Source organism: Nesterenkonia sp. AY15 (genome assembly GCF_022565855.1).
Lineage (GTDB): Bacteria > Actinomycetota > Actinomycetes > Actinomycetales > Micrococcaceae > Nesterenkonia.
In genome coordinates this window covers 195,064-207,050 of sequence record NZ_JAJOYV010000003.1, presented here as the reverse complement: position 1 = coordinate 207,050, position 11,987 = coordinate 195,064, and the positions used below count along the sequence as shown (strand labels likewise).

Below are 11,987 nucleotides of genomic sequence, written 5' to 3'. Positions count from 1 at the left end.
TCAGCGCAGGGCTTCCATGTCGTTGACGAACTTCTGCCAGGAGGACTCCGGATCGTCGGAGCCGTCGACGTCGACCCGGTTGATCGCGTCCTGGATCGCCACATTGATGGTCAGGTACTCGGTGCCCTTCAGCGGCTGGGTCTCCACAGCCTCGGCGCGTTCGGCCAGGATCTCGCCGGTGGGAGCGTCGTTGAAGAACTCATTGGTGGCTGAGAGCAGCTCCTCGGACTCCAGCGCCTCCGCCGTGGATGGGAACGCGTTGACAACCTCGAAGGCCTTCAGCTGCTGCTCCGGAGCGGTGAGCCAGGCTGCCAGTTCCTTGGCCGCCTCGACGTTGTCTCCCTGCGACGGCACGGTCAGATATGAGCCGCCCCAGTTGGCGCCGCCGCCCGGGAAGGTGTTGGCGATGTCCCAGCCCTCGACCTCCGCGGCGTTGCCCTCGATGATGCCCAGCATCCAGCCCGGGCACATCATGGTGGCGAAGGTCTCCTCGCGCTGGAAGGCGTCAGACCAGTCGCCGCTCCACTGGGTCAGACCCGCCGAGAGCTCGTCCTGAACCGAGGCCTCGAGCAGCTGGTCGTAGAGGTCCTTCACCTCGGGATTCGTATCGGCGATGACCTCGCCCTCCGCATCCTGGAAGGGCACCTCGACCTGGTTGATCATGCCCTGCCAGACGTTGTCGGAACCGGAGTACCAGGCGGAGTCGGACTCAGCCACGAACTCCCGGCCGGCCGCGAAGTAGTCCTCCCAGGTGTCTCCGAGGAAGTCGGCCACCTCGTCACGGTCGGTGGGCAGCCCGGCCTCCTCGAACAGGTCCGCCCGGTAACAGACGGCCTGCGGACCGCTGTCGGTGCCGTAGCCGATGAGGCTGCCGTCCTCAAGCAGAGCATCCTCGTACTTCCAATCGAGCCACCGGCCCTCGACCTCGGGATCCGAGAGGTCCTCGAAGCGGTCCGGGTACTGCTTGAACTCGGCGAGCCAGTCCACCTCCAGGGGCTCGATGTCCGAGGCGCCCTGCCCGGCGCCGAGGCTGTTGCGCAGCGAATCACGGGCGTTCTCTGCGGTGTCGATCTTGTTGTGCTCGATGGTGACGTTCTCGTTGAGCTCCTCGTACTCGGTGAAGAGCTCCTCATAGCCGAACTCGTTGAAGGTGGTCACGCTCAAGCTGACGTCCTCCCCCTCGGCCACGCCGCCGTCGTCGTCCCCGCCGGCGGCACCTCCGCAGGCGGTCAGGGCGAGCGCCAGGCCGGAGGTGAGCGCGATGCCCCGCAGCACAGGGGCGCGGCGATGCGCGCCTCGGGCCGAGCCTGGCCGACGCCCCGGGTGGGCGGCTGCGGAGGTGTTCTCCTCCGCGTGATCAGTAGTCCTCATCACAGAAATCTCCTTCGATATGAGGTGCGAGCGAGTCCCCAAGCCGTCTTGTGAGAGCGCTCTCACGGTGAGAAGAAAGTAGCACCCCTGGTAAGACTGTGGCAAGGGTCACAGCCCCGTCCCGCCATTGAGGCCCTGCGGGAGGAGCCACTGGGCGGCACGGTGCAGGGGTGAGACAGTAGACTCTGGACTTATTGCCCAGTTCAGCACGCAGCCGTTTCAAGGCTGGGCACACATTCATCAGTAGAAGGAGGTGCCGGTGGGACTGCTAGACAAGCTTGAACACGGCATCGAAAAGGCCGTCCGCGGTGCCTTCTCAGGACGAGGAGGGAGTCTCGGACCCGTGGAGATCGCCACCGCCGTACGCCGCCACATGGACCGAGAGTCCAAGACCATCGCCGAGGGCCAGCACCTGGCACCGAACCTGTACAAGGTCCGGCTCGCCGGTGAGGACTTCAGCGAGGCCAAGAAATATGGCGTCGCCCTGGCCGAGGAGCTCTGCGAGGAGATCCTGCGCCACGCCGAATCCCAGGGATACACCCTGCTGGGCCCGGTGAAGGCGACCTTCGTGAAGAACACCGAGCTCAAGCGCGGTCAGCTCAGCATCGAGTCGCGCACCGACAAGGACCCGCTGGCCAGCCCCGTCGCGCCCCAGCAGTCCTCCCCGGCAGCCGGCCCCAGCGCCGCCGCCCCGCTTCCGGCCACGATGTCCCAGCCCACGGTCACCCCTCCGCCCGCGCCGACATCAGCCCCTGCCCCGCAGCCCACGGCGAGCCTGGAGTATGAGGAGCAGACCTACCCGCTGCGCCCGGACTCCACCGTGATCGGGCGCTCCACCTCGGCCGATGTCACCGTTCCCGACACCGGGGTCTCGCGCAAGCACCTGGAGCTCTTCCGCTCCGGCGGCGCGTGGTACGCCCGTGACCTGGGCTCCACCAACGGCTCCTATGTGGACGGCGAGCAGCTCACCGGTGACACGCCGAAGGTGCAGCTCATCGACGGCGCCCTGATCTCGCTCGGCAACGCGCGCCTGCGCTTCCGCCAGAGCTGAAGGACGCCTACACATGAGTGAACTCGCTGTCACGGTGCTGCAGTTCGGGCTGCTGCTGCTGCTCTGGATCCTGATCCTCTCGATCATCGGAGCGCAGGGCCGGGACATGACCATCTCCAAGCGCTCACGGGCCCGAGCCGCCGCCCCACACGCTGCACCGGCCCCGCGCAGCGGACCCCCCGCCCCCGCCGGCAGCAACCACAGCGCCCCCACTCCGCGTCCGCGACCCCGACGCCTGCTGGTCAGCGAGGGCCCCCTGGCCGGGACCGAGCTCCCGCTCGGCTCAGCCTCGATCATGATGGGCCGGGCACAGGAATGCACCCTGGTGCTCGATGACGACTACGCCTCCGGCAAGCACGCCCGACTCTTCCCCCAGGGTTCCCGCTGGTTCCTCGAGGACCTGGGCTCCACCAACGGCACCTGGCTCGGTGAGGAGCAGCTGACCCGCGCCTCCACGGTCGAGCCCGGGGACCGGATCCGCATCGGCAAGACCGTCCTGGAGCTGAGGACCTAGCCCGTGGCTCTGGTATTCCGCTTCGCAGCGCGCTCCGACACCGGTGCCGTGCGCTCCAAGAACGACGACTCCGGCTACGCGGGCCGCTATTTCGCCGTGGTCGCAGACGGCATGGGCGGCCACGCCGGCGGCGACGTCGCCTCCGCCTCCACGGTGCTGGACCTCGCACACCTGGACACGCGCGGGTTCGCGGACCCCGAGACGGTGCTGCCGGATGAGATCCAGACCGCGAACTCCTTCTTGAACAAGCTGGTCAAGGCCAACCCGAAGCTCGCCGGGATGGGCACCACCATCACCTCGCTGCTGATCACCCAGGAACGGCTGCAGTTCGCCCACATCGGCGACTCCCGCGCCTACCGGCTCAAGCGTGGACGGTTCCGGCAGGTCAGCAAGGACCACACCTTCGTCCAGCGACTGGTCGACGAAGGCCGGCTGGATCCAGACCAGGCCGAGCACCACCCGCACAAGAACGTGCTGATGCGCGTGCTCGGCGATGTCGATGCCTCACCCGAGCTGGACATCACCTCCTTCCCGCTGGAGGCCGGTGAGCGCTGGCTGCTCTGCTCAGACGGGCTCAACGCCGTCGTCTCCGAACGGCTGATCGAACAGAAGCTGCGCTCCACCCAGACCCTGGAGTCGATCGTCGATGACCTTGTCGACCTGACCCTCGGCGGAGGCGCCCCGGACAACGTGACAGTGGTCTGCCTGGAGGTCGTGGAGGCCGATGAGGCCGCCCTGGCACCGAGCAACGAACTGCCGCTCAGCGAGGCCGCCGTGGCCGCCGCCTCCCACAACTACGGCGGAGCCGACGCGACCATGGAGCTCGACGTGGTCCCGGTGGTCAACTCCGAGGCCTTCTCCGCCCACGACGACGAGGACTCGCTCTCCCCGCTGTCGGCCGCCATGGTGCGCAAGAAGCTCGGAGCGCGTCCGCACCTGCTGGTCGGCGCCGCCAACAAGGCAGCCGACACCGGCACGATTCCCGTGGTTGCGCGCAATGTGGATGAGCACCCGATGGCCTCGCTGCTCACCGGCCAGCCGCTGCGTCCCGTGCGCCACACCTACTCCGAGCTGCTCGAGGAGCATCCGCACGACCCTGCCGCGGCCAGCGGCGAAGCAGACGAGACCGGAGCTGACTCAGGCGCCGCCGTCGGTGCCTCCGACCTCGCTGACCCCGCTGGCACGGCCGACCCCGAATCCGCTGACCCCTCCGCCGATCAGCCAGCTCCACGTGATCCGGACTCATCCGCGGCGCAGGCCCCCAGTGACGACGGGCCGCACCGGGCCGGCGCCGGACTCGCCGAGGAGCCCGAGAGCATCCAGGAGGAGGAGCTGGTCCTCGATGAGGAGGAGCTCGACGCGTTGGAGACGACTCGACGACGCAGCTCCTGGTTCCTGCCCACCTTTGTGGCGCTGTTGGCCGTGCTGGTCGCCGTCGTCACCTTCCTGGGGTACGTCTGGACCCAGACCCAGTACTACGTCGGAGAGGACCAGGGCGAGGTCGCCATCTACAGCGGCGTCTCCCAGTCCCTGGGGCCGATCAGGCTCTCCGAGGTCGACGAACACGCCGATATCGCCCTGGGAGACCTCACCCAGTACCACCAGGAGCGGATCGAGCGAGGCATCGCCGCCGACGACCGTGATCACGCGGAACACATCGTCAGCCAGCTGCGCGCCATGGCCATCGCCAATGCCGAGCAGGACGAACCCGGCCCGGAGGACGAACCGGGGGAGGATGAGGCCGACGAGCCCGCCGATGAGACGGCCGAGGATCCCGCGGAGGATCAGCCAGCCCAGGACCAGCCAGCCGAGAATCAGGGAGGTGACCAGTGAACGCAGCATCTCAGCAGGTGTACAAGCCCCGCAGGAATCTCGAGCTGGTGCTGCTCCTGATGGCCCTGACTGTGGCGATTGGCGCCCAGATGCTGGTCGCGCTCGCCCTCGACGAGCCGATCACCGCCGACTATTACGTCGAAGGCGCCGTCTTCGCCGGCCTGGTCCTCGCCTTCCATGTGGTCCTGCGGCTGCGCGCGAAGTACGCGGACCCCTTCATCCTTCCCATCGTGGTGACCCTCAACGGGCTGGGCCTCGCGATGATCCACCGGCTCGACTTCACCCCCGCCTACTCCGGGGTCGCCGATCGGCAGCTGATGTGGACCGGGGTCTCGATCGTGGCCGCCGTGGCGCTTCTGTGGCTGCTCAAGGACCACCGTCGGCTCCGGCAGCTGACCTACATCTCCTTGGCGGCCAGCGTCGTTCTGCTCTTCCTTCCGATCGTGCCGGGAGTGGGCCAGGAGCTGCACGGCGCCCGGATCTGGGTGAACCTCGGCCCGCTGTCCTTCCAGCCCAGCGAGATCGCCAAGATCACCCTGGCTGTGTTCTTCGCCGGATTCCTCGCCAACAACCGCGATCTGATCCTGCTGGCGGGCCGGAAGTTCGGGCCCGTGACCTTCCCCCGGCTGCGTGACCTCGCCCCGATGTTCATCGCCTGGATCATCGCCATCGGCGTGCTCGTGGTGCAGAACGACCTCGGGAACGCGCTGATGTTCTTCGGCCTCTTCGTCGCCGTGATCTACGTGGCCACCTCCCGGTTCTCCTGGATCGCAATCGGCTCGGTCTTCATGCTCATCGGCGCCGCCCTGGCCTATCGGTTCGTGTCCCACTTCCGGGACCGGGTCGAGATCTGGCTCAACGCCTTCGACCAGGACATCTACGAACGCGCCTTCGGCGGCTCCCACCAGGTGGTGCAGGGCCTGTTCGGCATGGCGCACGGCGGCCTCGCCGGCACCGGCCTGGGCTCGGGCAACCCGAACATGGTCTCGCTGGCCAACTCGGACATGATCATCGCCGCCTTCGGCGAGGAGCTCGGCTTCATCGGGCTCTCCGCCATGCTGCTGCTATACCTTCTGCTCTTCAGCCGCTACATGCGCGCCGGGCTCGGAACCCGCGACACTTTCGGCAAGCTGCTCGCCGTGGGCCTCGCCGTCGTCCTGGTGCTGCAGGTCTTCGTCGTCGTCGGAGGCATCACGCGAGTCATCCCGCTGACCGGACTGGCCACGCCCTTCCTTGCCGCAGGCGGCTCCGCGCTGTTGGCTAACTGGCTGATCGTGGCGCTGGTGCTGCTGATCTCCCACTCCGCCCGGCAGCCGGTGATCGTGGGACCGATGGTCAACGCGACCGGGGAATCCTCCTCCGGCATCGAGTCGCGACTGCACTCCGAGGGGCCGGGGGCGCGCGAGAGCGCCGTCCACCGGCACGGCGCGCACCGACAGCCAGACCACCATGACCGCCACGACGACGATCACACCGGCATCGACCATGTGCCAGCTGAGCAGGGAGGGACGACGAGATGAACAACGCCATTCGTCACACCTGGGTCGTCGCGGTCGGCCTGTTCCTCACGCTCTTCGTCGCGCTCTCCATCATCCAGGTGGCGATGACCGATGAGCTCAATGCCAACCCCAACAACGTGCGGCAGGTCTATGAGGACCGTGGAGCCCCGCGCGGCGCGATCACGGTGGACGGCACCGCCGTCGCGGAATCCGTCCCCTCGGAGAACTCCAGCTTCGCCTACCAGCGGGTCTACCACGAGCCCGAGCTCTACTCCGGGATCACCGGCACCTACTCCATCGCCGCGAACCCCACCGGACTGGAGGGCACGCTCAACGAGTACCTCTCCGGGCAGTCCGACAGCCAGTTCTTCGACCGGATCACCTCGGTGTTCACCGGCGACACGATGGACGGCGGTCAGGTCGAGCTGACCCTCGACGCCGAGCTGCAGCAGCTCGCCTACGACCAGATCCCCGAGGGGACCCGCGGAAGCATCATCGTCACCGAGATCGCCACCGGCGACATCAAGGCCATGGCCGCCAAGCCCAGCTATGACAACAATGCTCTCGCCGTGCAGGACTCCACCCAACTGATCCAGAACCAGGAGGAGCTGGAGTCCGACCCGGATCTGCGCTACATCTCCCGGGCCATCTCCAGCACCCTCGCCCCCGGCTCCACCTTCAAGCTCGTCGACCTGGTGGCGATGCTGGAGTCCGGGGACTACGAGCCCGACACGATCCTGGCCAACCCGAACTCGATCACGCTGCCGGATTCGAACACCGAGCTGGCGAACTTCGATCGCGGCATCTGCGCGCAGCGTTCCCAGGCGGAGCTCTCCTGGATCGTGGCGCAGTCCTGCAACACGCCCTTCGCGGAGGCCGCCATGGACCTCGGCGAGGGCCCGATCAGGGACAGCGCCGAGGCCTTCGGGTTCAACTCCGATGGCCTGGGCATCCCGCTGCGCGTGGACACCTCGAACTTCCCCACCGACCTCTCCGACGCCGCCCTGGCCCAGTCCTCCATCGGCCAGTTCGACGTCACCTCCACCCCGCTGCAGATGAACATGGTCGCCGCCGCCATCGCCAACGACGGCACCCTGATGAAGCCCAACCTGGTCAACGCGATCCGTGGCTCCGACCTGCAGCTGCTCTCCACCTCCGAACCAGAGACGCTCTCCGAGGTGACCTCGGAGCAGGTGGCCGCCGAGATCACCGAGATGATGGTCGGGGTCGTCGAGTCCGGCACGGGCACCCGCGCGCAGACCGAGAGCTTCCAGGTCGCGGCCAAGACCGGCACGGCAGACGTCGGCGACACCGGAGAGGTGAACTCCTGGATCACCGGCTTCGCCCCCGCCGACGATCCGCAGTACGCGGTGACCGTGGCCTACGAGCGGATCGACTTCGACACCGGATCTTCGCTCACCGGACCGCAGCTGCTGACCATGCTCGAGGCGGCGATCGAATGAGGCCCGTGGTCGGCATCCTGATGGGTGAGCGCTACCAGCTCACCGAACGCATCGCCATCGGCGGCATGGGCGAGGTCTGGAAGGCCTCTGACCAGGTCCTCGGGCGCACCGTGGCGATCAAGATCCTCAAGGAGGAGTACACCGGGGACGAGGCGTTCCTGCGTCGGTTCCGCGCCGAGGCGCGCCACACCGCCCTGCTGAACCACCCCGGCATCGCTGACATCTACGACTACGGCGAGCAGTCCGGCTCCGGCTACCTGGTCATGGAGCTCGTGCCGGGACGTCCACTCTCGGTCCTGCTCGAGACGGACAAGACGCTCTCCTGGGAGAAGACCCTCTCGATCCTCGCCCAGACCGGCCGCGCCCTGCAGGTCGCCCACGACCAGGGCCTGGTCCACCGCGACGTGAAACCCGGCAACCTGCTGATCACCCCCACCCGGCGGGTGAAGATCACCGACTTCGGCATCGCCCGACTGGCCGATCAGGTGCCGCTGACCGCCACCGGACAGGTGATGGGCACGGTGCAGTACCTCTCCCCGGAGCAGGCCACCGGCCAGCACGCCACCGGATCCTCGGACATCTACGCACTGGGCATCATCGGCTATGAAGCGCTGGTCGGGCACCGCCCGTTCACCGGCGAATCGCAGATCGCCATCGCGCTGAAACAGGTCAACGAGCCGCCGCCGGCGCTGCCGGACACCGTCCCTGAGCCGGTGCGGGCGCTGATCATGTCGATGCTTGAGAAGGACCCCAGCAAGCGACCGCTCACCGCGACCAAGCTCGCCGAAGCAGCCGACGCCCTGCTGCGCCATGACACGGAGTCTGCGCTGAAGGCAGTTCCCGCCATGGCAGCCCATATGGACGGCGCCGAGCCCGACGCGGACGCGACCACCGCCATCCCACGAACCGACACCACACCGACCGCCGTCGTCCCCGGCAGCAGCCGGGCCCCGTCGGCGCGCACGCCGGAGCAGCCTGCCGAGGCCGCCGAGCACACTGCCCAGCAGGGAGCCGCCCCCGCCGCGACCGGCGGCGCACACCCGCGCCCCAGCGCGCCCACGGCTGGCTCGGAGGCCGGCGCGGAGAAGGAGCCGCGCCGACTCCATGGGGGTCGACGGTGGTACTGGCCGCTCATCGCACTGCTGGTGCTGGTCCTGCTGGCCCTGATCGGCTCGTGGCTGTTCCCGCAGTTCGGCGGCAACGGCGGCGAGGACGAGCCGAGCCCGACGCCGACGGTCACCGAGACCTTCATCCCCGGCGCCGAGATGGTCGAGATCTCCGAGAGCGACTTCCTGGGACTCTCCCTGGAGGAGGTCACCGCACGGCTGCAGGACGCTGGGCTCCAGGTCCAGGCCGAACCCGTGGAGTCAGGCGAGCCCACGGGCGTGGTCACCGGGGTGGCACCGTCGGGCAGCGTCCCGGCGGGGTCGACGGTCACCGTGTTCTACTCCGCCGTCTCGAACGACACCGTGCCTGAGAACCAGGACCAGGCCCCCGGCCAGAATGATCAGGGTCAGAACGATCAGGGTCAGAACGGCCAGGACCAGCAGGACGGCGACGGGCAGAACGGCACCGGTCAGCAGGAGGAGGAGCCCGAGCAGGACACCTCCCCGGCCCCCACGCCGACTCCCGCCACGTCCCCCTCGCCCGAGGACCAGGACGACGCTGAGGACCCCGAGGCGACCCAGCCGGAGCCGACGGAGTCCGACGTGGTCGAGGACGAGTCACCCCAGGACGGGCAGGCCGGCGGCGAATCCGGTGCCGAGGGCACCGAGGATCCCGATCGGGCTGGCTTCTCAGCCGAGGATGGGCCAGGATCGGAGACAGGAACCGACATATGACCGAGACTGCTGAGCGCGTCCTCAACAACCGCTACCGAATCACCTCGTTGATCGGACGCGGCGGGATGGCTGATGTCTACCTGGGCCATGACCTCACGCTGGATCGCCAGGTCGCGGTCAAGATGCTGCGCCCCGACCTGGCCCGTGATCCCCAGTTCCAGGGCCGCTTCCGCCGCGAGGGCCAGTCGTCGGCCTCGCTGAACCACCCCAACATCGTGGCCGTGTATGACTCCGGCCGCGCCGAGGTCGAGGACCAGGCGCACCACGAGATCAAGACTCCCTACATCGTCATGGAATACGTCGACGGGGTCACCCTGCGCCATATCCTGCATGGCACTCCGCGCATCACCGACACCGCAGACGTCGATGATGAGCAGACCCGGATCGCCGGGGAGACGAACCATGCACCGGCACCCGATGAGCCCGACGACGACGTCCTGGCCCTGGGCGACACGGGCCGGGTCCACGACGGCGAGGACCACCTCCCCGCCGCGCAGGTCGGCTCCCAGCTGCAGTCGAAGATCGACCATGCGCTGAACAAGCCGCTCTCCGAGCGGGAGACGGCCGGCTATATGCACGGGATCCTCGGCGCACTGGGCTACAGCCACGAGAAGGGCATCGTCCACCGCGACATCAAGCCCTCCAATGTGATGGTCTCCCAGACCGGACAGATCAAGGTGATGGACTTCGGGATCGCCCGAGCCCTGGCTGACTCCGCCTCGACCATGACCCAGACCTCCGCCGTGGTCGGCACCGCCCAGTACCTCTCCCCTGAGCAGGCGCGCGGCGAAGTGGTGGACCACCGGTCGGATCTCTACTCGGCCGGCTGCGTGCTCTTCGAGCTGCTGACCAACCGTCCGCCCTTCCAGGGCGAGTCCCCCGTCTCGGTGGCCTACCAGCATGTGCGCGAGGCCCCACCGTTGGTGAGCGACTTCAACCACCAGGTCAGCCCGGCGATGGAGTCAGTGGTCGGCAAGGCCCTGACCAAGGATCCCGCGTTCCGGTTCCAGACCGCCGAGGAGTTCAACCAGGCCATCCAGAAGGCGCTGATCGGCATCGGCGTGGACGACGACGACCACCCCACCGCGGCGATGGCGGCCATCGGCGGCCGGCAGGACTTCAATCAGGTCCTCGCCGCCGGCGGCGTCGCACCGGCCACCCAGCTCTCCGCGCGCACCCCGGAGGACCCCGACCTCTATCAGAGCCACGACCAGCCTCAGGAACGACCGCGTCGTCGTCGTGGCGGCCTGATCCTGATCTGGACGCTGCTGATCCTCGCGCTGGCAGGCGGCGGCACCTGGGCGCTGATGAACATGCTCGACAGCCCGGAGGTCTCCATCCCCGATGTGACCGGGATGACCGAGGAGGACGCGCGGGCGGAGCTTACCGCGCTGAACCTGAACCCCACCGTGGAGACGGAGGCTCACCCCGAGATCGAGGAAGACCTAGCGATCCGCACCGACCCCGAGGCAGAGACCGCGGTGGCTCCTGACAGCGCCGTGGTGCTCTACATCTCCACCGGGCCGCAGAGCGTGCGCATCCCGGACGGTCTGCAGGGCTCCTCCGAGGAGGAGGTGCGTGAGGCGCTGGACGAGGTGGGCCTGGAGGTCGGCGAGATCAGCCAGGAGAATCACCCCAGCATCGAGGAAGACATGCTGATCAGCACCGACCCGGAAGCCGGTTCCTCGGTGGCGCCAGGATCCGAGGTGGATCTGGTGCTCTCCACCGGTCTGGTGGAGATGCCGGGAGTCTTCAACCGCACCCGCACCGAGGCCCAGACGATCCTCGAGAACCTGGGGCTCAGCGTGGCCATCGTCGAAGATGAGCGCACCGACTACGCCGAGGACACCGTCGTCGGCCAGCGGGTGGGCGGCGCGTCCGTCGTCGCCGGAGACACCATCCCGCAGCGCTCCACCGTGACGCTGGTCGTCGCGGTCGCCCCGGAGCCGGCTCCCGCTCCCGCTCCCGCTCCCGCTCCCGCGCCGGAGCCTGACCCGGAGCCGGAAGAGGAAGAGGAAGAGGCGCCCGAGCCGGACACCGATGACGGCGACAACCGTGAATCCCCCAGGGAAGACCCCGAGGAGTCCCCCAGCGAGGACGCTGAGGAAGCCGACGATGGCGGAGCCGAGTCCGGCAACGAGGACGAAGACGCAGCGGACGAAGACTCCGAAGCACCCGAGGAGTCCCCCGCAGAGGAGGAATCCCCTGAGGCGAACAGCGGAGCGAACGGCGGATCGAACGGCGACGCCGAGGAGTCCCCGGGAAACGCGGGTGATGACTCAGCAGACTCGGAGGACACGAACGGGAACTCCAACGGCAACGGCGGCAACGGCGACTGAGACGCCTTGCGCCTCACGGACCGCCACCAGGACCACCTCCTCGACCACCGCGCGGCACCGACCTGCGCGGCACCCC

8 protein-coding genes are annotated in these 11,987 nt (G+C 68.2%); 7 read left to right on the top strand and 1 reads right to left on the bottom strand.

Features of this window, described 5'->3' with window-relative positions; translation table 11 throughout:
• Positions 1-1,371, bottom strand: a complete 1,371-nt coding sequence (locus tag LSI54_RS06520) for an ABC transporter substrate-binding protein (protein WP_241477988.1) — start codon at positions 1,369-1,371, stop codon at positions 1-3.
• Between the two features lie 259 nt (positions 1,372-1,630).
• Between LSI54_RS06520 and LSI54_RS06515 the strand changes: the two genes are divergently transcribed.
• Genes LSI54_RS06515 through LSI54_RS12985 form a run of 7 tightly spaced genes read left to right on the top strand, consistent with a single transcriptional unit; the run spans position 1,631 to position 11,911 of the window.
• Positions 1,631-2,422, top strand: coding sequence for an FhaA domain-containing protein (locus tag LSI54_RS06515; RefSeq protein ID WP_241477987.1), 792 nt, complete (start codon positions 1,631-1,633; stop codon positions 2,420-2,422).
• A 13-nt stretch (positions 2,423-2,435) separates the two neighbouring features.
• Entirely contained in the window at positions 2,436-2,936 is a 501-nt protein-coding gene (locus LSI54_RS06510) for an FHA domain-containing protein FhaB/FipA (protein ID WP_241477986.1), read from the top strand.
• A 3-nt stretch (positions 2,937-2,939) separates the two neighbouring features.
• Entirely contained in the window at positions 2,940-4,769 is a 1,830-nt protein-coding gene (locus LSI54_RS06505) for a PP2C family protein-serine/threonine phosphatase (protein ID WP_241477985.1), read from the top strand.
• Positions 4,770-4,828: 59 nt separating this feature from the next.
• A complete protein-coding gene (locus LSI54_RS06500; protein ID WP_241478046.1) occupies positions 4,829-6,289 on the top strand; it encodes an FtsW/RodA/SpoVE family cell cycle protein in 1,461 nt (486 codons plus the stop codon).
• On the top strand, positions 6,286-7,731 hold the full coding sequence (locus LSI54_RS06495; protein WP_241477984.1) for a penicillin-binding transpeptidase domain-containing protein: 1,446 nt from the start codon (positions 6,286-6,288) through the stop codon (positions 7,729-7,731). The genes LSI54_RS06500 and LSI54_RS06495 overlap by 4 nt, the downstream gene beginning before the upstream one ends.
• Positions 7,728-9,572, top strand: a complete 1,845-nt coding sequence (locus LSI54_RS06490; protein ID WP_241477983.1) for a protein kinase domain-containing protein — start codon at positions 7,728-7,730, stop codon at positions 9,570-9,572. Before LSI54_RS06495 ends, LSI54_RS06490 begins: the two co-directional genes overlap by 4 nt.
• Positions 9,569-11,911, top strand: coding sequence for a protein kinase domain-containing protein (locus LSI54_RS12985; RefSeq protein ID WP_274617544.1), 2,343 nt, complete (start codon positions 9,569-9,571; stop codon positions 11,909-11,911). The genes LSI54_RS06490 and LSI54_RS12985 overlap by 4 nt, the downstream gene beginning before the upstream one ends.
• The last annotated feature ends 76 nt before the right edge of the window (positions 11,912-11,987 follow it).